The sequence below is a fragment of the Cryobacterium sp. GrIS_2_6 genome, assembly GCF_035984545.1.
GTDB lineage: Bacteria > Actinomycetota > Actinomycetes > Actinomycetales > Microbacteriaceae > Cryobacterium.
This window is the reverse complement of the sequence record NZ_JAXCHP010000001.1, coordinates 2,697,147-2,720,854: the sequence shown is the minus strand read 5'-3', so window position 1 is coordinate 2,720,854 and position 23,708 is coordinate 2,697,147. Positions and strand designations below refer to the sequence as shown.

General features: G+C 70.5%; 19 protein-coding genes. 16 read left to right on the top strand and 3 right to left on the bottom strand.

The annotated features are described in order from the left end of the window. Position 1: 1 nt before the first annotated feature. The 16 genes from RCH22_RS13370 (at position 2) to RCH22_RS13295 (ending at position 19,524) form a co-directional block, all read left to right on the top strand. A complete protein-coding gene (locus RCH22_RS13370) occupies positions 2-1,216 on the top strand; it encodes an aminotransferase class I/II-fold pyridoxal phosphate-dependent enzyme (protein WP_327014372.1) in 1,215 nt (404 codons plus the stop codon). A 119-nt stretch (positions 1,217-1,335) separates the two neighbouring features. Beyond that, positions 1,336-2,586 (top strand): aminotransferase class I/II-fold pyridoxal phosphate-dependent enzyme, encoded by a 1,251-nt coding sequence (locus RCH22_RS13365; RefSeq protein ID WP_327015534.1) that lies wholly within the window; start codon positions 1,336-1,338, stop codon positions 2,584-2,586. Positions 2,587-2,609: 23 nt separating this feature from the next. Continuing rightward, entirely contained in the window at positions 2,610-3,593 is a 984-nt protein-coding gene (locus RCH22_RS13360) for a Gfo/Idh/MocA family oxidoreductase (protein WP_327014371.1), read from the top strand. A gap of 114 nt (positions 3,594-3,707) precedes the next feature. Beyond that, complete coding sequence (locus RCH22_RS13355) at positions 3,708-6,017, top strand: EAL domain-containing protein (protein ID WP_327014370.1); 2,310 nt, start codon at positions 3,708-3,710, stop codon at positions 6,015-6,017. Further along, positions 5,981-8,362, top strand: a complete 2,382-nt coding sequence (locus tag RCH22_RS13350) for an EAL domain-containing protein (protein ID WP_327014369.1) — start codon at positions 5,981-5,983, stop codon at positions 8,360-8,362. The genes RCH22_RS13355 and RCH22_RS13350 overlap by 37 nt, the downstream gene beginning before the upstream one ends. Then, positions 8,359-9,888: a D-alanyl-D-alanine carboxypeptidase/D-alanyl-D-alanine-endopeptidase gene (dacB, locus tag RCH22_RS13345; protein ID WP_327014368.1), complete on the top strand. Its 1,530-nt coding sequence runs from the start codon at positions 8,359-8,361 to the stop codon at positions 9,886-9,888. The genes RCH22_RS13350 and dacB overlap by 4 nt, the downstream gene beginning before the upstream one ends. A 36-nt stretch (positions 9,889-9,924) precedes the next feature. Then, entirely contained in the window at positions 9,925-10,524 is a 600-nt protein-coding gene (locus RCH22_RS13340) for an isochorismatase family protein (protein ID WP_134447084.1), read from the top strand. A gap of 200 nt (positions 10,525-10,724) precedes the next feature. Beyond that, positions 10,725-11,438, top strand: a complete 714-nt coding sequence (locus tag RCH22_RS13335; RefSeq protein WP_327014367.1) for a DUF4397 domain-containing protein — start codon at positions 10,725-10,727, stop codon at positions 11,436-11,438. Positions 11,439-11,674: 236 nt separating this feature from the next. Further along, entirely contained in the window at positions 11,675-12,529 is an 855-nt protein-coding gene (locus RCH22_RS13330) for a DUF4397 domain-containing protein (RefSeq protein ID WP_327015533.1), read from the top strand. 28 nt (positions 12,530-12,557) lie between these two features. Beyond that, the gene (locus RCH22_RS13325) at positions 12,558-13,310 is read left to right on the top strand and encodes a class F sortase (RefSeq protein ID WP_327014366.1); all 753 of its coding nucleotides are present in this window, start codon (positions 12,558-12,560) and stop codon (positions 13,308-13,310) included. Positions 13,311-13,422: 112 nt separating this feature from the next. Continuing rightward, positions 13,423-13,983: an RNA polymerase sigma factor gene (locus RCH22_RS13320; protein ID WP_241975372.1), complete on the top strand. Its 561-nt coding sequence runs from the start codon at positions 13,423-13,425 to the stop codon at positions 13,981-13,983. Further along, entirely contained in the window at positions 13,970-15,049 is a 1,080-nt protein-coding gene (locus RCH22_RS13315; protein WP_327014365.1) for an anti-sigma factor, read from the top strand. Before RCH22_RS13320 ends, RCH22_RS13315 begins: the two co-directional genes overlap by 14 nt. A gap of 64 nt (positions 15,050-15,113) precedes the next feature. Beyond that, positions 15,114-16,589 (top strand): NAD-dependent succinate-semialdehyde dehydrogenase, encoded by a 1,476-nt coding sequence (locus RCH22_RS13310; protein WP_134447094.1) that lies wholly within the window; start codon positions 15,114-15,116, stop codon positions 16,587-16,589. A 26-nt stretch (positions 16,590-16,615) separates the two neighbouring features. Continuing rightward, entirely contained in the window at positions 16,616-17,413 is a 798-nt protein-coding gene (locus RCH22_RS13305) for an RNA methyltransferase (protein ID WP_327014364.1), read from the top strand. A gap of 97 nt (positions 17,414-17,510) precedes the next feature. Next, the gene (locus RCH22_RS13300; RefSeq protein ID WP_327014363.1) at positions 17,511-18,698 is read left to right on the top strand and encodes a thiolase family protein; all 1,188 of its coding nucleotides are present in this window, start codon (positions 17,511-17,513) and stop codon (positions 18,696-18,698) included. 1 nt (position 18,699) lies between these two features. Next, positions 18,700-19,524: an SDR family NAD(P)-dependent oxidoreductase gene (locus tag RCH22_RS13295; RefSeq protein ID WP_327014362.1), complete on the top strand. Its 825-nt coding sequence runs from the start codon at positions 18,700-18,702 to the stop codon at positions 19,522-19,524. Between the two features lie 16 nt (positions 19,525-19,540). Here the strand turns inward: RCH22_RS13295 and RCH22_RS13290 are convergent, their stop codons facing one another. From RCH22_RS13290 to RCH22_RS13280, 3 genes are all read right to left on the bottom strand, one after another. Next, entirely contained in the window at positions 19,541-21,163 is a 1,623-nt protein-coding gene (locus tag RCH22_RS13290; protein ID WP_327014361.1) for a hypothetical protein, read from the bottom strand. Between the two features lie 392 nt (positions 21,164-21,555). Further along, the gene (locus RCH22_RS13285; protein ID WP_327014360.1) at positions 21,556-22,611 is read right to left on the bottom strand and encodes an agmatine deiminase family protein; all 1,056 of its coding nucleotides are present in this window, start codon (positions 22,609-22,611) and stop codon (positions 21,556-21,558) included. After that, the gene (locus tag RCH22_RS13280) at positions 22,608-23,609 is read right to left on the bottom strand and encodes a nitrilase-related carbon-nitrogen hydrolase (RefSeq protein WP_327015532.1); all 1,002 of its coding nucleotides are present in this window, start codon (positions 23,607-23,609) and stop codon (positions 22,608-22,610) included. The genes RCH22_RS13285 and RCH22_RS13280 overlap by 4 nt, the downstream gene beginning before the upstream one ends. Positions 23,610-23,708 lie beyond the last annotated feature (99 nt).

Here is a 23,708-nt window from a genome sequence, read left to right as displayed (position 1 = left end):
CATGACGACTTCCCGCTTTGACGACATCACCCGCGAACAACTGAGCCGGCCCGACAGCCGGAAGTGGAGCCTGCACGCCGGCACCATCGGCGCCTGGGTCGCAGAGATGGACTTCGGAACGGCCCCCGTGGTCACCGAGGCGCTGCACCGCGCGATCGATGACGGCGACCTCGGGTACCTGGCTCCCGCGACCACGCGGCGGATGGCCGAGGCCGCCTCGGAGTGGCTCCGCACCGACTGCGGCTGGGAGATCGCGCCGGAGAACATCCACCCGGTCTCCGACGTGATGGCCGCCCTCGAGGTCGCAGTCACGAAGTACTCCCCGGCCGGGAGCGGCGTCATCATCCCGACGCCCGCCTACATGCCGTTCCTCTCCTTCATCCCGACACTCGGCCGGGAGGTCTTCGAGGTGCCCGGCATCGAGTCGGGCGGGCGCTGGACGCACGACCTCGCCGGGATCGAGGCGGCCTTCCACGCCGGCGCGCGCACCCTCATCCTGTGCAACCCGCACAACCCGACCGGGACCGCGATCTCCCGAGAGGAGCTCGAGGCCATCGCGGTGATCGTCGACCGGCACAACGGCCGGGTTTTCGCCGACGAGATCCACTCGCCGCTCCGCTACGGGTCCACGCCGCACGTGGCGTACGCCTCCCTTTCGGCCGTGACCGCCCGGCACACGATCACCGCGACCTCTGCCTCGAAGGCCTGGAACATCCCCGGGCTCAAGGCCGCGCAGCTCATCACGTCCAACCCCGCCGACGAGAAGCTCTACCAGATCTTCGGCTTCGCGGTGCTCCATGGCGCCTCGACGCCGGGCGTCATCGCCGCGACGGCGGCCTTCCGGCACGGTCGGGAGTGGCTCACCGAGGTCACCGACTACCTCGACGGCAACGGCCGCGAGCTCGGGCGGCTCCTGGCGGAGCACCTGCCCGAGGTCGGTTACCGCATCCCCGAGGCGACGTACATCGCCTGGCTCGACTGCAGGCGGCTCGGTATCGAGGGGTCGCTCGCCGACTTCTTCCGCACAGAGGCGGGTGTTGCGGTGACTGACGGAGCGCAGTGCGGGAAAGGATATGACGGGTACGTCCGGCTGATCTTCGCCATGCCCCGGCCGATCCTCGAGCAGACCGTGTTGCAGATGCGGGATGCCGTCCTGCGGCACACCGCGGAGCGCCAGAACGTGCACAGCAACAACGTGCGGACAGGAACACCGTGACCCACCAGGCCGACATCGAACCCACCCTCGAGGACACCGCGCCAGGGGACACGGCCACAGGGCACACCGTCGCCGCACCGGAGTACGACTGGGACGGCTACGCCTTCGACACCCGCCAGGTGCACGCCGGCGAGACCGAAGACCGCTCCAACGGGGCCAGGATCCAGCCGATTGCGATGACGGCCGGCTACCGTTTCGACTCCTACGACGACGCCGCGGGACGTTTCTCCGGCGAGGGCGACGGCCTGATCTACTCACGGCAGCGCAACCCGTCCGGCACTGTCGCCGAGAAGCGGATCGCCTCCCTCGAGGGGGGTACCGAGGCCATCGTCGTCTCCTCCGGTCAGGCAGCGATCACCGCCGCGCTGCTCGCGCTCGCCGGGTCCGGCGAACGGATCGTCTCGACCGCGAGCATCTACAGCGGCACCCGGGTGCTTTTCGGCCGCAGCTTCAAACGCTTCGGCGTCAGCGTCGACTACGTCTGGAACGAAGCGGACGACGACGAGTGGGACCGCCAGATCACCCCGGACACCAAGGCGATCTTCACCGAGACCATCCCGAACCCCAAGAACGACATCGTCGACATCGCCCGGGTCGCGCGGGTCGCCCGACGGCACGGGATCCCGCTCGTCGTCGACAACACGATCGCCTCGCCCTTCCTGATCCGGCCCTTCGAGCACGGCGCCGACATCGTCGTGCACTCCTCGACGAAGTTCCTGAGCGGCCACGGCGCCGCCCTGTCCGGCACCATCGTCGACGGCGGCCGCTTCGACTGGGCCGCCTCCACGCGCTCCTACCCGCTGCTCACCGAACCGGTGCGCTCGGGCCGGCCTTCGATCCTCGACCAGTACGGCCCCACCGCGTATGCACGGATGACCCGCGAGGCTGTCGTGAACGACATCGGTCCCGCGCTCTCCCCGTTCAACTCCTTCCTGCTGCACCAGGGCATCGAGACCCTGTCCCTCCGCATGGAACGACACCTCTCGAATTCGCTCGCGATCGCTGAATGGCTCGAGGGACACCCGCGCGTCGAAAGCGTCGACTACGCCGGCCTGCCCGGCAGCCCGTTCTACGAGCTCGCCGATCGGCTCTACGGCGGCCGCAGCGGCTCGGTGTTCTCGGTCACTGTGCGCGGCGGCACCGCGGGAGCCCGCCGGTTCCTCGACGGGCTCAGGGTGATCAGCCGGATGACCAACATCGGCGACGTGCGCTCGATGGCGCTGCACCCCGCGACGACGACCCACTCCTCCTTCACCCCCGAGCTCCGCGAGCGCCTCGGCATCGCGCCCGGCCTGATCCGGCTGTCGATCGGCATCGAGGACCCGACCGACCTGATCGCCGACCTCGACCGAGCCCTCTCCGCGCTCTAGCGGCACGTGACTAGGCTCGGAGCATGATCGAGACAATTCGCTGGGGAATCCTGGCCACAGGCGGCATCGCCCACGCATTCACGAGTGACCTCATCCTGGCTGGGCACACCGTCCAGGCCGTCGGCTCCCGGTCCCAGGCCGGGGCGGATGCCTTCGCGACCGAGTTCGGGATCCCCACGGCCCACGGGAGCTACGAGGCCCTCGTCGCGGACCCCGAGGTCGACATCGTCTACGTGTCGACCCCGCATCCGTTTCACGCCGCCAACGCGACGCTCGCCCTGAACAACGGCAAGCATGTGCTGATCGAGAAGCCGATCACCCTCAACGCGCGCGAGGCGAGGGAGATCACCGAACTCGCCGCGGAGAAGGGCCTGCTCGTGCTCGAGGGGATGTGGACCCGGTTCCTGCCGCACATGCGGCGAATCAGGGAGATCATCGCGGCGGGCACCCTCGGCGACGTGCACACCCTGATCGCCGACCACACCCAGGACCTTCCCGACGACCCGGGGCACCGGCTCAACTCCATGCAACTCGGCGGCGGTGCGCTCCTCGACCTCGGCGTATACCCGATCACCTTCGCCTCCGAGCTCTTCGGGACGCCGGAGACCATCCTCGCCGCGGCGACCTTCAAGGCGACGGGAGCGGATGCCCAGGTCGCGACGACCTTCCGCTATCCCGGCGGCCAGATCGCCGTCACGCTCTCGGCGAGCGACACGGCGGGGACGAACACGGCCGTGATCCTGGGCACGCTCGGCCGGATCGAGATCGACGCCGTCTGGTACTCGCCGACGAGTTTCCGGGTGCTGAACAGCAGCGGCGAGGTGCTCGAATCGTACGTGTCTGCCGTGACAGGCCGCGGGATGCAATTCCAGGCGGTCGAAGCCGAACGGGTCATCCGCGCCGGCCTCACCGAGAGCGACCTGCTCCCGGTCGCGGAGATGGTGAGCATCATGGAGACCCTCGACACCGTGCGGGAACGGATCGGACTGCGCTACCCGGGTGAATAGGCCGCTCACCAGCCGACGCCAGTGCTTCAGGCACGGTAGCCTGACCTCACAGGCAACCGCGACCCGGGGATGACCCCCCGGCCGGACGGTACGGCAATCGAGAGCTCGGATCCAATGGAATTGCTGGTGGGGGAGGACCGCAGGCGAGGTGCGGCCACGCCACGGTCGGATGCCTGGCTCGTCTGGTCGCTCATCGTGCTGGTGGCGGCGTCGGCGGTCCAGACCCTCGTCGCGGGTGTCGCAGGCGTTCGGACCCCGGTCGGCGACATCGTGGGGGCGATGTCCTTCTCCGCACCCGTCGTGCTCTGCTGGATGTCGGTCCATCGCGCCGTGGCGCGCCGGACCGAGTTGGTCCTCACGGCCCTGGCCCTGAGCGCCTATTCCCTGTCGGGCATCCTCTTCTCCGTGGTCTACCTGGTCTTCGCGGGCGTTGCCTCCGTCCCGTTGGCGATCCTTGCGACCGCGCTCTTCTTCTCGTTCTACCCGCTGGGGCTCGCGGCCCTCGCCGTCCTGGTCCACCGGCAGAAGGGGCGGCTGTCCTGGGGTGTGACTCTCGACAGCACCGTCGGCGCCCTCGGCGCGGCATCCCTCGTCGTCGTCCTCCTCGGCCCGAGCATCGACCGGGCATTCGGGACGCCGTTCTCGCTCGACTCGTTCGTCGCCGCCGTGAATCCCCTCCTGGACATCCTTGTCCTCGCCGCCCTCGCCGCCCTCGCCGGCGTCGCCGCCTCACGGTCGGTCAGTGCCGGGCGCAACTGGCTCATGCTGGTCGCGGGGCTGCTGCTCTTCTCTGCCGCCGACATCGGCTTCGCCCTCACCGGGATGACCATAGAGGGCAGCTACTCGACGGCGTCGCCGTTCGACGTCGGCTGGATTGCGGGCCTCGCACTGATGGCCCTGTGGGCGCACCGGTCGGCCAGGCCCGTGCCGCCGGCACCGGCCGTCCGCAACGCGGCCGTGGTGCGCTGGGCGCTCTCCCTCCCTGTCCTGGCCACGACTGCCGGACTCGTCGTCCTCCTGATCGCGAGCCAGATCGAGGTCTCCCCGCTCGCCATCTCCCTCGCGGCCGGGGCCGTGGTCCTCGCCGCAGCCCGCACGACGCTCGCGTTCCGTGAACTGCGGCGGATGGGCGACATGCGCAGGCAGGCCAGGACGGACGACCTCACCGGGTTGCCCAACCGGCGCGCCCTCTACGCCGAGGTGCCGTTGAGTCTCACCTCCGGTGCCAACCGGGCCCTCCTGCTGCTCGACCTGGACCGCTTCAAAGAGGTCAACGACAGCCTCGGGCACGACGTCGGGGACGAACTGCTGGTGCAGGTCGGGACTCGCCTCACGAGCCATGTCCGGGGGACCGACCTCGTCGCCCGGCTCGGCGGCGACGAATTCGCGATCCTGCTCGCCGACGTCGGGGAGGCGGAGGCCGTGATCGTGGCGGGGACGCTCAGGGAGGCCCTCGCCCGGCCGTACCTGCTCGAAGGAATCACTCTGCAGACCACGGTCAGCATCGGCATCGCCCTCTATCCCGGTCAGGCCCTCGACCTGACCGGCCTGCTCCGCAAGGCCGACATGGCCATGTACAAGGCGAAGGCAAGCCGCAGCGGTCACCGGGTCTACGACACGAGCGACGACAGCCACGGCGCCGCCAGGCTGCGCACCCTCCAGGAGCTGCGCGTGGCCCTGGCCGAGCGGCAGCTGGTGCTCTACTACCAGCCCAAGGTCGACCTCGCGACCGGGGCCGTGCGCGGTGTCGAGTCGCTCGTGCGCTGGAACCATCCGGTGCGCGGACTCGTCCAGCCCGGTGACTTCCTGAGCATCGTCGAGGAGGCCGGTCTGATGAACGCGATGACCGCGCAGGTGCTCGACATGGCCCTCGACCAGGCCGCCGTCTGGCACGCCACGGGTGCCGACCTGACCGTCGCCGTCAACCTGACGGCGAGCGCGCTCGTCGACGCGGAACTGCCGGAGCGGACCGCGGCGATGCTCGCGGACCGCGGCCTGCCGGCATCCGCCCTCATTCTCGAGATCACCGAGGAGTTCCTGCTCGAGGACCGCGCCCGGACCACCGCGATCCTAACCCGGCTGCGGGCGGGGGGCATCCGCATCGCCATCGACGACTTCGGGACGGGATACAGCTCGCTCGCGTACCTCCGCGACCTGCCGGTCGACGAACTCAAGCTCGACCGGTCGATCGTGTCGCCGATGAAGGACGACCCGCGCGCGGCCGCCCTCGTCTCCTCGACGATCGAACTGGCGCACAGCCTCGGGCTCACGATGGTGGCCGAGGGCGTCGAAGACGCCGAGGTCTACGCCGACCTGGCCCGGTACGGCTGCGACGAGGCCCAGGGCTTCCACATGTCCCGGCCGATGCCCGCCGGCGAACTCGACAGGTGGCTCGCAGAACGTCGACTCACGGCGTCACCGTGACGGCCGTCATGACGCCGCGCCGCCACGGCCTGGACCGGTGGATGCTCTGGGCGCTCTGGCTGATCATCGCCGCGCACGTGGCGAGCCTCGTGCTGCGGGCACCCGCGGACTACGTCTCCTCCCCGTTCATCCTGCTCGGGGTGCTCGCCGCCGCCGCGCCCCTCATCGTCTGCTGGGTGGCGGTCGCGCGCACCCGGTCGAATCGACTGCAGGCCCGGCTCGCCGCCACGGCCGTGACCGTGTTCGTGATCGGCAACGGCTTCTTCGCGGCCGCCGACCTGCCGGCCGGCGACTGGGTGCCGGTGCTGGCCGCCCTCGCCCAGCTCTGCTACCTCGCCTTCTACCCGCTGATGCTCGCCGCCCTGTTCACCCTCGTGCGGCACCAGTTGCGGAGCCTCTCCCTCGCGATCGCGCTGGACTGCGTCGTCGGCGGTCTCGGCGCCGCCGCGGTGGTGTCCGCCGTGCTCGGGCCCGTGCTCGCGGTCGGCGCCCAGGGGCCGCCGTCCATTTCCACCTTTGTGGGGATCGCGAGTCCCGTGCTCGACCTCGTCATCGTCGCAGCGGTCGTCGCGATCGCGGCGTCACCGATCCTGATGGCAGGCCAGAGCTGGATCCTGCTCGTGGGCGGGCTGCTCTCGTTCGCCGCGGGGGACATCCTCTTCGCGCTGGGCAAGCTCAACGGCACCTATGTGGTCGGTCACTGGCTCGACGCCGGCTGGTCGATCGGACTCGCGCTCGTCGCGACGTGGCTGCGCACGGCAGCGACCCCGGACACGGACGACGAAGGCACGGGCGACGGAGGCACGGGCGACGGAGGCACGGCCGAAAGCGGCACGGATGCAGCAGATCGGCCGGGCGCCTCGGCGAGCGGATCCGGCGTGCTCGCGGTCCCTGTTGTCGCGACGATCGCCGGTCTCGCCGTCCTCCTGGTTTCGAGCCGGCACGGAGAGTCACAGGTGACTGTGGGGCTCGCCGCCGCCACCCTCGTGGCCTCGTCCGCCCGAACGGTCATTGCATTCCGGGAACTCGGCCGGATGGGCGATCTCGCCATGCTGGCCCGCAGCGACGACCTCACCGGGCTCCCGAACCGGCGGGCCCTCTACGCCGAAGTGCCCGCCCGGCTGGCCCTCGGCGGTCGCAACGCCCTGCTCCTGCTCGACCTGGACCGGTTCAAGGAGGTCAACGACAGTCTCGGGCACGACGTCGGGGACGTGCTCCTCGTGCAGGTGGGCCTGCGGATCGGCGCCCAGCTCGGCGCGGACGACCTCCTCGTGCGGCTCGGCGGCGACGAATTCGCGATCTTCCTCCGCGACTCCGGCCGGGAGGAGGCCGAAGTCGTCGCGATGAAGGTGCAATCCGCCCTCGCGGCACCGCACACGCTCGAAGGTATCTCGCTGCAGTCGAGCGCGAGCATCGGGATCGCGCTGAGCCCCGAGCACGGCGAGAGCCTCGGTATCCTGATGCGCAAGGCTGACATGGCGATGTACCGGGCCAAGGTGCGGCGCGGCGGGCATCGCGTGTACCACCCGGTCGACGACAGCCATGGCGACACCCGGCTGCGCACCCTCGAGGAATTGCGCGCAGCGCTCGTGGCGAACCAGCTGGTGCTGCACTATCAGCCGAAGGTCGAACTCTCCGGCGGGGAGGTGCGCGGCGTCGAGGCCCTCGTGCGCTGGAACCATCCGAAACGCGGCCTGCTCTACCCGAGCGAATTCCTCGAACTCGTCGAGGACGCCGGCCTGATGCAGACGCTGACAGAGCGGGTCCTCGAACTCGCACTCGACCAGGCCGCGGTGTGGCACCGTCGCGGCGAGACGCTCACCATCGCAGTCAACCTCGCGGCGAGTTCGCTCCTCGACTCCGGCCTGCCCGAACGGGTCGGCGCCATGCTCACCGCGCGCGACCTCCCGGCGACGGCGCTCATGTTCGAGATCACCGAGGCCTTCCTGCTCGACGATCGCGGCCGGGCGAGCGACATCCTCGGGAGACTGCGCGCCCGCGGCATCCGCATCGCCGTCGACGACTTCGGCGTGGGTTACAGCTCGCTTGCCTACCTCCGCGAATTCCCGATCGACGAGCTCAAGCTCGACCGCTCGTTCGTGGCCCCGCTGAACGGTGACAAGCGCGCCGCGGCAGTGGTGTCGTCGAGCATCCACCTCGCCCACAGCCTGGGCCTGCGGATGGTGGCCGAGGGGGTCGAGGACGCCGAGGCGTATGCGCAGCTCGCCCGGTTCGGCTGCGACCAGGCCCAGGGATACCACGTGTCTCCGCCGGTGTCCGCCGCCGTTCTCGACGAGTGGCTGGCCGCGCGTCTCACAGCGGACGCAGGTACAGTACAGGCGTGAACGATCAGGACAGCACCGCGCCGCAGGGTCCAGGTGCCCAGGACGCCGCCCCGCACCGCCCCGGAACGCGCGGCCCCGGAGCGGCCGGGATCGCCGGGTTCCTCGCCCGGCACCGCACCGCTTCCTGGGCCTTGGCCTGGGCCGTTGCCTTTGCCCTGCTCGGTAGCGGCGCCGTCGTCGCCGGCGCGTCCATGCGCGCCTCCGCGCCGGTCTCCCTCCCGGTCACGAGTTCCGCGGCCCCGACGCCCACCGCCGCTCCGACGCCCACGTCGACGCCGATCCCCGTGCGCCCGGTTCCCGGAGCGGTCGTCCCCGCGAGCCACCTGCGCACGTGTTCCGTATCCGCGCTGTCCACCGACTCCCGCCTCGGCAGCTTCCAGTCCCAGGTCGTGAACGCGACGACGGGAGAGGTCCTCTTCGACCGGGGCGGCAGCACCCCCTCCCGCACCGCGAGCGTGCTCAAGGTCCTCACCTCTGCCGCGGCGCTGAGCGTGCTCGGCTCCGACTACCGGGCGACGACGACGGTCGTGAAAGGCGCGGAACCCGGTTCACTCGTGCTCGTCGGCGGCGGGGACCTGACCATCTCCCGGCTGCCAAGCGGAGCGGAGTCGACGTATACCGGGGCGGCACACCTCGACACCCTCGCCGCGCAGGCCGTCGCGGCGTGGCAGGCCGACCCCGCGACCGCGAACGTCCCGATCACCTCCCTCGTGCTCGACTCCTCCCTGTTCGGCGACCCGGCGTGGGACCCCAGCTGGAACCGCAAGGAACTCACCGACGGGTACATGCCCGAGATCACCGCCCTCCAGGTCGACGGCGACAGGGACAACCCGAAGCAGAGCACCTCCGCCCGCAGCAGCGACCCGATCGGGCGCGCCGGGCAGGCATTCGCCGACCTTCTCGGCAGCAGCGTCACGGTCACCCGTGGTACGGCGCCGGCCGGGGCGACCCAGCTCGCATCGGTCCAGTCGCAGCCGGTGTCGACACTGATCAAGCAGGCGCTCATCGTCTCGGACAACACCATCGCCGAGATGCTCGCGCGGCTCGTCGCGGTCAAGTCCGGCGCGGGCAACACCTTCTCGGCACTCCAGAAATCGACGGTCGCCGGGCTGCAGACGTATGGCATCGACACGACCGGCATCGTGATCGCGGATGGCTCCGGCCTGAGTGACAACAATGCCGTTCCACCGTCGTACCTGACCCGGCTCTTCATCAAGATCAACGCTCGCCAGGGCGATCTCGGGGTCATCTTCGACGGACTGCCCGTCGCCGGCGGCAAGACCGGTTCCCTCTCTTACAGCGACCGGTTCACCGGCAAGAACGCGGACGCCGACGGTTCCGTGTTCGCGAAGACCGGCTGGATCGACACCGGGTACACCCTCGCCGGCATCATCCACGCCGCGGACGGGACTCCGCTCACCTTCGTCGTTTACGCGCTCGGTGATGTGGGTGATAATGCGAAGCAGGCGATCGACACCATCACGGCGGCGTTCTATCGCTGCGGAAACAACCTCTCCAATACCTAGCGTCTCACGCAGGCGCAGAACCCAGAACGGAGCACCGTGGCCAGGGCCTTGTTCATCATCGACGTGCAGAACGACTTCACGGAGGGCGGCGCCCTGGGGGTTGACGGCGGGGCAGCCGTGGCCGCGGGCATCAGCAGACTGCTGGCGGAGCATCCGCTGCACTACGACTATGTCTTCGCCTCGCGCGACTGGCACAACGCGGCGGGCGACAACGGTGGCCACTTCGCCGCGGCGGGCGCAGAGCCCGACTACACCGGCACCTGGCCGGTTCACTGCGTCGCGGACACTCCCGGCGCCGACTACCACCGGGATCTCGCGCTACCGGCCGGGACCGTGCATATCCGCAAGGGACAGGGCGAACCGGGGTACTCGATCTTCGCCGGCGTCGACGAGTCGGGCGCGCGCACGGCAGAGGTGCTGATCGAGCACGCGGTGACGGATGTCGACATCGTCGGAATCGCGACCGATCACTGTGTGCGGGCCTCGGGTCTCGATGCGCTCGAGCACGGCCAGCGGGTGCGCGTGCTCACCGACCTCATGGCCGGCGTCGACCCGGACGCGAGTGCTGCAGCCCTCGCCGAGCTGGCGTACGCCGGCGCCACCCTGACCACCGCAGCGGACCTCGCGACCGCCTAGCACCTGTTCCGCCACCTGCCCCGCCACCCTCGTGGCCCGGCAACTGTTGCCGATGGGGACACCTGTTGCCCGCCCACCGGGAACTGTTGTCCATATCGGCCACAGTTTTGGCCGCGGGTGCATCCGGATGCGGGGTACCACCCGAAGTGGGGGTGGGAGGCAATGCTGCCTCCCACCACCACGACAAGCAGGAGGTAACCATGCGCAAAATTCTAGCCGTAGGCGCCGCAGCCGGTGTACTCGTAGCTCTCGCAGGATTCGGGCCGGCGTACGCCGGGGACGGGGGGCACGGTCACGGTTCCGGTGACAACGGGCCCGCCGAATTGACCGTGTTCCACGGTATCCCCGGGGTCACCGTCGACGTCTATGTCGACGGAGCCCTCACGCTCGACAACTTCACGCCGGGCTCCTTCTCGGACACCCTGTCCCTGGACCCCGGCACCTACTCGGTCGCGATCACCGCTGCCGACGCAGCGGATGCGAGCAACCCGGTGATCGGCCCTGTCGACCTCACCCTCGAGAGCGGCGACAACTACACCGCCGTGGCTCACCTCACCGAGGCAGGGACGCCGACGGCCACCCTGTTCACGAACAACCCCGACCCGGTTGGCAAGGGTGAAGGCCGGCTCACGGTCCGTCACGTTGCCGCAGCGCCGTCCGTCGACGTGCTCGCGAACGGTGCCGCGGCCATCACCGACCTCACCAACCCCGACGAGGTCGAACTCACCCTCCCCACCGGGACGATCTCGGCGGCCGTCGCCGCGACGGGCACCACCGACCCGCTCCTCGGGCCGGCCGATGTCTCGATTGCGAAGCGCACGAACACCATCGTGTACGCCTACGGCAGCCTCGCCGACGGAACCCTGGCGCTCGCCGTGCAGACGGTTCCACTCGAGAAGGGCCACAGACACTGACCGCCGGCACTGACCGCCGGCACTGACCACCGGCACTGACCGCCGGCACTGAAAAGTCAGCGGCCGGCTCGAGCGGACCGGCCTGCGCAGACACCCACTGCGCGGGCCGGTCTCCGTCCGTCCGAAGCCGGGCGCTCATTCTCCTCGAGGAATTCTTTCCTGCCGCTGCATCCGAAATGGCATCTGAACAGGAAGTAAGGGTAAGAAGCAGCTCACCCCCGCCGTAGGAAGACATGATGCACGCGACACACAGCACAGGATTCAAAGCTTCACTCACCGCCTCTCTCACGGCCGCTTCGATCGGAGCGCTCGTCATTTTCGGTGGTCTCGCCCCCGCCAGCGCCGCCACGGATGATGCGAAACTGTCGGTATTTCACGGCGTCCCCGGCCTCACCGTCGATGTCTACGTCAACAACAAACTGACGATTGACAACTTCAAGCCGGGTGACATGTCCGGTCCCCTCGACCTCCCCGCCGGCACCTATTCGGTCGCCATCACGCCCTCCGACGCAGCAGATGCGAGCAAACCCGCGATCGGCCCGGTCGACCTCAAGCTCGAGGCGGGTATGAACTACACTGCAGTCGCGCACCTCGGAGCAGACGCGAAGCCCACGGCGACCCTGTTCACCAACGACACGTCCATGATTGCCGCCGGCTCTGGCCGCCTCGTCGTGCGGCACGTCGCCGCGGCGCCCGCTGTCGACGTCCTGGCGAATGGCGCGGTCGCGATCTCGAACCTCTCCAATCCGAAGGAGTCGGTCCTGACGATTCCCGCGGGCACGATCTCGGCCGTCGTTGCGGCCACCGGCACCACGGCACCCGTGATCGGCCCGGCCGATGTGAAGGTGGCCGAGGGAGTCGACACGATCGTCTACGCCTGGGGCAGCCTCGCCGATAAGAGCCTCGCTGTCGCCGTGCAGACGGTCGCGGGCATGAACTCCGACCCCAACGGCATTCCCGCCGGTGAGGCCGGTCTCGTCGCGACCAACCGGCCGGCGGACACGACCCCGTTCTGGCTCGCCGGCATCGCCGTGCTGCTGCTCGGCCTCGGGTCGGCCAGCTTCCTCGGACTCCGCCGAGTGCGTCGCTGAGCGCGCGAACGAGGACTGAGGGAGAACGATGAGGGCCACGGCGGGCAAAATCGGGATGCTTGCTGTGGCCCTTGTCCTGCTCTCCGCAGCTGCCCTGATGCTGATGCTGATGCTGAGCGGATGCGGGAGCACGTCCGTCGCGGGGAGCCTTGCCGGTGCGCCGATGCAGCTCCCCGCGACGGGCGCTTCTGCGCTTCCAGAATCGTCTGCACTCCCCGAACCGTCCGCAGCCGCGCCGATACCTCCCGCTCCGACGGCGACTCCGCTCCCTCCGGCGGTGCCACTCGTCACCGGGGTGAGCGCCGACATCCGCTCGGTGCAGGGCGTGGCACTGGTCGCACCGGTGCGGATCAGGATCGAGGCGCTCGGGATCGATATGGGTATCGAAGCCGTCGGACTCGGCGACACCGGCGGCATGGGCCTGCCGAAGAATCCGGCGATCGCCGCCTGGTACCAGTTCGGTCCGGCCCCGGCCAGTTCGTCCGGCGCGACCGTGATCGCCGCGCACGTCGACTCCCTCGAATACGACATCGGTCCGTTCTCCCGGCTCGCGACGGCGCCGGCCGGCACGGACATCGTGCTCTTTCTGACGGATGGCGGTGAACGGCGCTACCGCGTCGAGTCCGTGGCCCTCACCCTGAAGCCCGATGTACCCTGGCCGGCGGTCTTCGACCGGACCGGGCCCGCCCGCCTCACCCTCGTCACCTGCGGTGGCGAATTCGACTACACGGCACGTCGGTACCTCTCGAACGTGATCGTTTTCGCGATGCCGGTTCCCTGATGAGCGGGATTGGCTATGCTGTCGCCGACGACGTCCGGCGCGACGCTCCCCGCAGGGACCGACGATGACCGGCAATCACATCACCCTGACAGTTGGGAGGCGACGAGACCCCGTGACCGTACCCATCGATGACGTCGACCACGTGCGACTTGCCGCCGCGTTCCAAGCGGGGGATGAACGTGCCCTTGCCGAGGCCTACGCACGGTGGTCGTCGCTCGTCTACACGATCGCGGTGCGGTCGCTCGGAGATCCCGGCGAAGCGGAGGACGTGACGCAGACGGTCTTCATCGCGGCCTGGCGCGGACGGGACAACTACAATCCCGAGCGGGCGCGGCTCCCCGCCTGGATCGTTGGGATCACCCGACACACCGTCGCGGACACCCATGAGGCACGATCAAGGCGCCGCCGGATCGAGCAGGCCGTTGCGGGCGAACTGCGGACGACCTCCGTCGACGACTCGGTTGACGTCGCCGACCGGGTGATGTTCGCCGAAGAGTTGCAGCGGCTCCCGCCCGTCCCGCAACGTGTCATGCAACTCGCGTTCTATGCTGACCTCACGCACGCGCAGATCGCCGCGATGCTCGATTTGCCGCTGGGAACGGTCAAGAGCCACATCCGCCGAAGCCTTGGGCGCCTGCGAGCCCGATTGGAGGCCGAAGATGACACATATTGACCGCGACGACCTCGCACTCATCGCCCTCGCGGAATTCGACCTCACCGAGGCGGAACGCGTGCACCTCTCGGTGTGCCCGCAGTGCGCGCTCGAGTTGATCTCCCTGCAGCACACCGCCTCGGTCGGCAGGTCCGCCCGGCACATCAGCCTGACCGAGCCCGCGGGCTCCGTATGGGCGGGCATCCACTCAACTCTCAGCCTCAGCGGCGCTGTCGGTGCACAACCGAGGCTCCGTGACTTCGTGCGCCCTGCGGATGGCGAGGCTGCCGGTGTCGTCTATGACGTGTACGACGCCTCCGACAACTCCGAGGGGTGCGACGTTTCCGAGCGGTATGACGTGTCCGACGGGTACGACGGGTACAAGGTCTCCGACGCGTCCGCCGCGTCCGCCGCGTCCGATGCCTCCGAGGTCTCGGACCTTTTTCCGGGCAGTCGGGAGGCATCCGCGGGGGATCCCGCAATTAAGGTGCCTGCCCGGCCGGTCGCGGCCCTGCCGGTGCCCGTGGCAGAGTTGCCCGTTTCGCCGCCGCCCCCCGCTGCGCAGCCGGCGACCCCCCGCGCTTCCGACTCGCCTGCCCGGCTGCGGCCTCGCCGACGTGTGAGGTCCACGACCCGAACCTGGGTGCGGGTCCTCATCGCCGCGGCGGCGAGCCTGGCGCTGCTCCTCGCCGGGTTCGGCGCCGCCCGCTGGGCCGACGCACTCGGCCCGCCCGCGACGGCGCCCATCACCTTCGAGGCCCAGCTCACGCCCTTCCCCGGCTGGAAGGCGAGCGGCAGTGCGGCGGTCGAGGTGACCCCCGGCGGTCATCGCGAGGTCGTCGTCGACCTCACCGGTCTCGCCGTCGCCACCGCGGCGGCCCCCCTCCGCGAAGTCTGGCTGATCAAGGCGGATGCGTCCGGCCTGATCAGCATCGGCCTGCTCGACGGGAACATCGGCCACTTCGATATCCCGGACGGCGTCGACCTCGCCCAGTACCCGCTCGTCGACGTTTCGGCGGAACCCGACAACGGAAACCCGGCTCACTCAGGAAATTCGATCGTGCGCGGAGAGCTGCACGCTATGTGAGCGCGGCCGCCCGCGGATAGGCTGGATGACGCAGAGCAGCAGACACTCGCGACAGGGAGCCACTATGACGAACGTCACCGAAGCCGAACTTCTCCGGATGGTTCCGAAGGAACTCTTCATCAACGGGGAGTGGGTGCCCGCGCGTGACGGGGCGACGCTCGACGTCGTCGACCCGGCCACCGGGCTCGTCATCGCCTCGATCGCCGACGCCGGGGTCGCCGACGGCGCAGCAGCCCTCGACGCCGCCGTCGACGCCCAGGACAGCTGGGCGGCGACCCCACCCCGGGTACGCGGTGAGATCCTTCGGCGCGCCTTCGACCTGATGCAGGAGCGCAAGCAGGAGTTCGCGCTTCTGATGACGATCGAGATGGGCAAGCCGCTCGCCGAGGCCTACGGCGAGGTCGCGTACGGCGGCGAATTCCTGCGCTGGTTCAGCGAAGAGGCCGTGCGCATCAGCGGCCGGTACGGCACCAACCCCGAGGGCACCGGACGGATGCTGGTGTCCCAGCACCCGGTCGGCCCCTGCTTCCTGATCACGCCCTGGAACTTCCCGCTCGCCATGGCCACCCGCAAGATCGCCCCCGCGCTCGCCGCCGGCTGCACCGTCGTTGTGAAGCCGGCGTCGCTGACCCCGCTCACGACCCTGTACTTCGCCAAGCTCCTCGCCGAGGTCGGGCTCCCCGCCGGTGTGCTCAACGTCATCACGACCTCGCGTTCCGGCGCGGTATCCGACCCGATCATCGCCGACCCGCGGCTGCGCAAGCTCAGCTTCACCGGTTCGACGGCCGTCGGCCGCCGAATGATCGGCCAGGCCGGCCAGGGCGTGCTGCGCACCTCGATGGAACTCGGCGGGAACGCGCCGTTCATAGTCTTCGCCGACGCCGACCTCGACAAGGCCATCGACGGCGCGATCGCGGCGAAATTCCGCAACGTCGGGCAGGCATGCACGGCCGCCAACCGGTTCATCGTGCAGGCGTCCGTCGCGGAGGAGTTCGCCCGCCGGGTCACCGAGCGGGTGCAGGACTTCGTCGTGGGTCGCGGCACCGCAGAGGGCGTGAACATCGGACCGCTGATCAACGCCGGGGCCGTGGAGAAGGCATCCACCCTGGTGCAGGACGCCCTCGAGCGCGGCGCGAGACTGCTCACCGGCGGCGACTCGATCGAAGGCGCCGGCACCTTCTTCGAGCCGACCGTACTGGCCGGGGTCGCGCCGGGCAGTGACATCCTGCGCGAGGAGATCTTCGGGCCGGTGCTCGCGATCGCGACCTTCGACGAGGAGGACGACGCAGTGCGGCTCGCCAACGACACCGAGTTCGGGCTGGTCAGCTACGTCTTCACCCGGGACCTTGCCCGCGGGCAACGCATGGTCGAACGCCTGCAGACCGGGATGATGGGGCTCAACATCGGCGTGATCTCGAACGCGGCCGCACCGTTCGGCGGGGTCAAGCAATCCGGCCTCGGGCGCGAGGGCGGCCCGGAGGGCATCCAGGAGTACCTCTCGACCAAATACACGATGACCCCGGACCCCTTCGCCGACTAGCACCCCCCGGCTCGTAGACTGAACGGATGCCCGTCACCCCGATCACCGACCTCGACGACCCGAGACTCGTCGACTACGCCCACGTCACCGACGTTGCCCTCAAGAAGGCCCGCGGCACCGAGCACGGCCTGTACATCGCCGAGTCTGCGCTCGTGCTCGAGCGGGCGTTGCGTGCCGGCCACCGGCCACGCTCCGTGCTCGCGCTCGGCAATACGGTCGACGAGGCGCGCGCGCTCGTCGGCGAGGACGTGTCGGTGTTCGTCGGGCCAGGGGAGCTCCTCGCCGAGCTGACCGGGTACATCCTGCACCGCGGTCTGATCGCGGCGATGAACCGGCCCGCCCTGCCGGACGCCGACACCCTGCTCGCCGGAGCCCGGCGCATCGTGATCCTCGAGAACGTGTCAGACCCCACCAACGTCGGCGCTATCTTCCGCTCCGCCGGCGCGATCGGGGCGGATGCGATCCTCGTCACGCCGCGCTGCTCCGACCCGTTCTACCGCCGCGCCATCCGCGTCTCGATGGGGACGGTGCTGCAGGTGCCGTGGACCCGCGTCGGCGACTGGACGAGCACCCGCGCCCTGCTGTCGAGGCACGGTTTCCACGTCGCCGCGCTCGCCCTCCGGGCGGATGCCGTCAGCCTCCGTGACGTGCAGTCTCGCGATCACGAGAAGCTCGCCCTGCTGCTCGGCGCCGAGGGCGACGGCCTCACCGAGGACGCCCTCGCCGCAGCGGACAGTGTCGTGCAGATCCCGATGAAGCACGGCATCGACTCCCTCAACGTGGCCGCGGCCAGCGCCGTCGCGATGTGGGCGCTCTCCGCCTGACCCGCGCCGCGCATCCGCCCGCCCGTTGCTCGCGGAGCCCTGCGCCGCGCCAACGCCGGCGGGCCCCGGCGGCGCGGCATAGGCCTAGGCTGTCGGCATGAGCAACGAGGCCGTGATCATCGATGTCGTGCGTACCCCGTCCGGGCGGGGCAAGCCGAATGGAGCGCTGTCGGGGGTGCACCCGGCGGACCTGCTCGCCGGGGTGCTCGCCGAGCTGGTCCGCCGGAATGACCTCGATCCCGCGCTCGTCGACGACGTGATCGGGGGCTGCGTCACGCAGACGGGCGAGCAAGGTTACAACGTGACCCGCACCGCGCTGCTCAGCGCGGGATTCCCGGAGTCCGTGCCGGGCACGACGATCGACCGGCAGTGCGGTTCCAGCCAGCAGGCGGCGACCTTCGCCGCCCAGGGCGTGATCGCCGGCAGCTACGACATCGTGATCGCGTGCGGAGTCGAGTCGATGAGCCGGGTTCCGCTCGGCTCGTCGCTGCGTCCGGGCCAAGACCCGTCCGGCCGGCTCCTGCTTGAGCGCTACCCGAACGGTCTCGTCGGCCAGGGCGTCTCCGCCGAGCTGATCACCCGCCGCTGGGGCCTCAGCCGCACCGAACTCGACGAGTACGCCGCCCGTTCGCACCGGCTCGCAGCGGATGCGACCGGCCGTGGAGACTTCGACCGCGCCCTCGTCCCGGTCCGGCTCCCCGACGGCTCCTCCGTCACGGGCGACGAGACCGTCCGTCCCGGCACGACGGCGGCGGGCCTCGCCGCCCTGCCGCCGGCGTTCCGCACCGATGCCCTCGCGGTCCGGTTCCCCGACCTCGACTGGCTGACCACCGCGGGCAACTCGTCCCCGCTCACCGACGGCGCCTCTGCGGTGCTGATCATGAGCGCCGCGCGCGCCGCCCAGCTCGGCTGCACGCCGCGGGCGCGGTTCGACAGCTTCGCCATCACGGGGAGCGACCCTCTCCTGATGCTCACCGGCGTGATCCCGGCAACCCGGCGCATCCTCGCCCGCTCCGGCCTCGACCTCGACGACCTCGACGCCTACGAGGTCAACGAGGCTTTCGCGTGCGTTCCGCTCGTCTGGGCGCGCGAACTCGGCGCCGATCCCGCACGCCTCAACCCGGACGGCGGCGCGATCGCCCTCGGCCACGCGCTCGGCTCCTCCGGCACCCGACTGCTCGGCACCCTCCTCGGTACCCTCGAGCGCACCGGTGGCCGCTTCGGCCTGCAGACCATGTGCGAGGGCGGCGGCATGGCCAACGCGACGATCATCGAAAGGCTCTGAGATGCGCATCGACGGATGCTCCGCACTGGTCACCGGAGCCGCCTCCGGCCTCGGGCTGGCCACCGTCACCGCCCTGCACGCGGCGGGGGCAGCAGTCGTGCTGCTCGACCTGCCGGGAGCACCCGGGGCTGCGATCGTGGCCGCCCTCGGCGACCGGACGCGCTTCGTGGCCGGCGACGTCACGAGCGCGGGCGATGTGCACAGCGCCGTCGAGGCGGCGGTGTCGATGGCGCCGCTGCGGATCGTCGTGACGTGCGCGGGAATCGCGCCGGCGGAACGCACCGTCGGGAGGGACGGCCCGCTCCCGCTCGACGACTTCGAGCGGGTGATCCGGGTGAACCTCACCGGGACGTTCAACGTGATCCGGCTCGCGGCCGCCGCGATGCTCGCCGCCGAGCCGATCGACGAGATGGCCATCGGCCTCGGCTCCGGCTCTGGCGCAGGTGCTGGAGCCGGGGGAGGCGGGACCTCCGAGCGGGGCGTCATCGTGACGACGGCATCCGTCGCAGCTTTCGACGGACAGGTCGGGCAAGCGGCATACGCGGCCTCGAAGGGCGGGGTCGCGGCGATGACACTGCCGCTCGCCCGGGAGTTCGCGCGCTCCCTGATCCGGGTCGTGTCGATCGCGCCCGGCGTCTTCGACACCGCGATGCTGCAGGGCATGCCTGCTGCGGTGCGGGAGTCGCTCGCCGCGCAGGTTCCGCACCCGGCCCGGCTCGGCGACCCGAGCGAGTTCGCCGCGCTCGTGCGGCACATCGTGGAGAACTCGATGCTCAACGGCGAGACGATCCGGCTCGATGGTGGAATCCGGATGCCGCCCCGCTGAGCCCGCGCGACCTGGCCTACTCGGTGTGGTTGACCTTCCGCTGCGGGGAGCCTGCCGCCCAGCGCTCCGCGGAATCCGTCGCGAGCCCGGCGATCTTGTCCTGGCGGTGCACGATCGTCTCGGCGGCCGCGATCCGCTCCGTCAGGGCCGGCAGTGTGACGCCCGCGAGCAGCGCCGAGAGCCGCGCCTCGTACTCGATCCGATAGTTCTCGGTGCCCTCGGTCAGCGAACTCAGCAGCGCCGCGTACTCGATGCGCGCCTCGCGGGCGGTGGCCTGCTCGGTCTGGGTATTCAGCTCGAAGAACTTCGTGCGCGCCCGGTTCTCGGAGATGAGGGCGGCGCGATAGTTCGGACCCGTGCTCTTCTGACCGGTCTTCACGCGCAGCTCGGTGGCCCTGGCCAGGATCTCCCTGGCCCGGTCCCGTTCGGCGCGCAGGATCTGAGAACCCGTGACCGTGCCGGCGTAGTTCGCCACGATCGGCGCACCCGGCGCGGGCGCCATCGGCGCACGCGCTGACCGAGTCAGGGGCGCCTGGGGTGCGCGCTGTGCGGCGAGGTGTGCGGCAGACTCCGCGGCGGACCGCACCGTCGACACCGGTTCCGGTTCCGGCGGCGCGGGCAGTCGCGACGGGCCGGCCAGCGGCACGTGCAGCGGCACGTTGATCGCTTGCGCTGCGGCGGCCCGTGCGGCCGCGGCCTGTGCTGCGGATGCCTGCGCCGCGGATGCCTGTGCTGCGGCGGCTTGCGCGGCTGCGGCTTCTTCTGCCGCGGCTTGTGCTTCGGCGTGTGCGGCGGCGGCTTGCGCCCGGGCGGCCTGCTCGATTGCGGCTTGAGCTGCCTCGGCCTGCTCAACCGCACGGTGTGCTGCTGCTTGTGCTGCAGCGGTTTGCACGGCGGCGGCGTGCGCTGCCTCGGCCTGTGCCGTCTCGGCTTCCGCGGCGGCGGCCTGCGCCGCGGCCGCCTGGGCGACCGCGGTCTCTGCGGCTGCGGCAAGCGCGGCAGCGGCAGCGGATGCACTGGGTCGCGGCGGCGGTGCAGCGACCGGTTGTGCGGCGGCCGGCGGCGCGGCCGCAAACGATGCGGCGATCGGCGGCGCGGTAGTAAACGGTGCGACAACCGGCAGTCCGGTGACCGGCGGCGCGGCCTGGAGCGCGGCGGGCAGAAGAACAACCGGCACCGCAACGGGTGCGGTCACAGCCGCACTCACGCCCGGATAACCGGCTTCCCGCGGCTGGACGGCCCGGGCCACGAAGTCGGGGACGACCTCGGTGCTGCCGTCGCCGCGCTTGAGCACCCAGTTCACGTTGTCCCGGCCGCTCACCGTGGGCACTGAGATCTGGGCGACGTCGACAAAGGCCTGTTGGGCGTAGTACTCCGCGTTGGACAGCACGCCCTTGCCCGGAGACACCCGCGCGTTCATGTGCCGGCTGAACCGGCTGCGCTCGGCGGCGCTCAGGAGCGCCGGGTTGAAGGTGATCGCTGCGCTGCGCCCGAGCCGGACGACGGGAGAGGTCCCGGTCGCGGGTTGGCTTGCGCGCGCGGCCGGCGGATTCTTCGCCGCGGTGCGTGCGGCGGAGCGCTGGCTGCGGCGCAGCAGGGCCTCGCGTTCCACGTCACGGAAATCGCCTGTGGCACTCATCCGAGAACTCCCGCTCGGACGTCGGTGTACGTCGGCAGCTTGTCGAAGGCTTCGGGTATCGGTGTATCGGGTGTCGGGTGGGTCACGGCGGGTCCGCGTTTCTCGCTTCGACGTCACCTCTTCGTCGGGGTGCTCAGCCGACAGGGGTTTCGGGACCGTGTGTCGGCAGTCGAACGGAGGGGACCGGTCCGCAGCGAGGGCTGCGAGGGGTCCGGCACCGTCTGGAAAATCGAATCAGCCGCTGGGGCGAACGACAGACCTTCCGACGAATGGTTACGTAGTGATAAATGGGTATGGTCGGCCGTGCGACGGACCCCGGAACAGGGGGGAAATCACGCGCCCACACATACCCTAGCTGCGCCGACAGCCTCACCGCCAGACATTGCGGCGGGTTAAGCCGCCGCGGGCTGCTGCTGGGTGATGCAGTGGATGCCTCCGCCGCGGGCGAAGAGCGGCCGCGCGTCCACGGTCACAACCTTCCGCCCCGGGTAGGCGTTCTCGAGGATCGACCTGGCCGCGGCATCCGCCCGGGGTTCGCCGAAGCCGCACGCGATGACGCCGCCGTTGACGACGAGGTGGTTCACGTAGCTGTAGTCGACGAAGCCCTCGGCGTCGGAGAGCCGGGCGGGCGCGGGCAGGTCAATGATCGTCCAGGGCCGGCCGGCGGCATCCGTCGACGCGGCGAGCCCCGCGCGCAGCTCCCGGGTCACACTGTAGTCGGGATGCGCCGGGTCGTTCTGGGCGTGCACCAGGAGCGTGCCGGGCGCGGGGATCGCGGCGACGATGTCGACGTGCCCGCGGGTGCCGAAGCGGGCCTGGTCGCGGGTGAGGCCGCGCGGCAGCCAGATCACGTGCGTCGCCCCGATCGTGCGGGCGAGTTCGGCCTCGACCCTGGCCCGGTCCGCCTGCGGGTTCCGGCCGGGGTCGAGCTGCACGGTCTCGGTGACGATTACGGTGCCCTCGCCGTCGACCTGGATGCCGCCGCCCTCGTTGACGAGCAGCGAGGACACCGGTCTCGCCCCGGCCGCGCGGGTCACGATCCCGGCGATGTCGGCGTCGCGGCCCCAGGTCGCCCAGTCCTGGCCGCCCCAGCCGTTGAAGATCCAGTCGACGGCGCCGAGCCGCCCGGCCGGATCGAGTACGAAGGTCGGCCCGATGTCGCGCATCCAGGCATCGTCGAGCGGGGCCTCGAGTACGTCGACGCCGGCGGAGAGGTGCCGCGCGGCGGCGGCCCGCGCGTCGCGTGCGCCGGTCCCGCCGGCGCTCCCACCGGGGTCGACGACCATGGTCACCGGCTCGAACTCGAGCACCGCGTGCGCGACGGCCGCCCAGGTGCTGCGCGCCTCCTCCGCCTCAGCCGCCGTGTCGCCGAGCGTGTAGCCGTCGGAGGGGAAGGCCATCCAGACCCGCTCCTGCAACGCGGTCTCCGCGGGCATCCGCCAGGTCATGCGCGGGCCGCCGCGCCCGCGCTCGAGTCCGCGTCCGCACCGAACGGATGCCCCTGCTCGACCGGGGTGGTCAGGCGTCCGTAGCTGTCGGGCCGGCGCGTTCCCAGGAACGGGAACAGGGTCAGCCACTCGGCCCGCTGGGCGAGATCGAGGTCGGCCACGAGCACGGCCGACTTGTCGCGGGGGGCCTGGACCAGCATCCGCCCGTAGGGGTCGGAGATGAACGAGGAGCCGTAGAAGGTCAGGTCGCCCTCATCGCCCCAGCGGTTCGGGACGACCATGAACAGGCCGCTCGTGATGCCGTTGCCGACGATGACGTGCTGCCAGATCGGCTGGGTGTCGAATGCCGGGAAGCCCGGCTCGGAGCCGATCGCGGTCGGGTAGGCGAGGATCTGCGCCCCCGCAAGGCCGTAGAGGCGCGAGACCTCGGGGAACCACTCGTCCCAGCAGGTCGGCATGCCGATGCGGGCGCCGTCGAGTTCGGCCGGGGCATAGACGGGGTACGCATTCTCCGGCGGCCCGGGGCGGAAATAGGTGTCCTCGTAGTAGCCCTCGGTCACGGGGATGTGCAGCTTGCGGGTGCGGCCGAGCAGCTCGCCGGAGGGGGAGACGATGATCGCGGTGTTGTAGCCGCGCGGGTCGCCGGGCTGGTCGGCCGGGTCCGGCCGCTCGAACAGCGAGGCGTGCACGACGACGCCGTGCGCGCGGGCCTGCTCGGCGGCGAAGGCGAAGGTCGGGCCGGTGAGGAGGTCCTCGGCGTCGAGCTTGGGCACGCCGGTCGCACGCCGGTTGCCCGGGTATTTGCGGAGGGTCAGTTCCGGGAGGAACACGATCCGCGCCCCCGCGGCGGCGGCAAGGCGGATGCCGTCTGCGAGTTCGGCGCGGAGGGCCGCGTCGTCCGCGTGCCAGCGGTGCTGCACGAGCCCGACCCGGAGCGGGGCGGGGGTGGGTGCGGCGTCGGTCACCCGGGTCAGCGGCGGGGCGGCGGGGGCGATGATGAGCTGCAAGGCGTCTCCTGGGGTGCCGGCAACGGCGGTCGAAGGAAGGATAGGGAGCCAGTTGATCACTTGATCAATAAGCCCGAGGCAAAACTATAT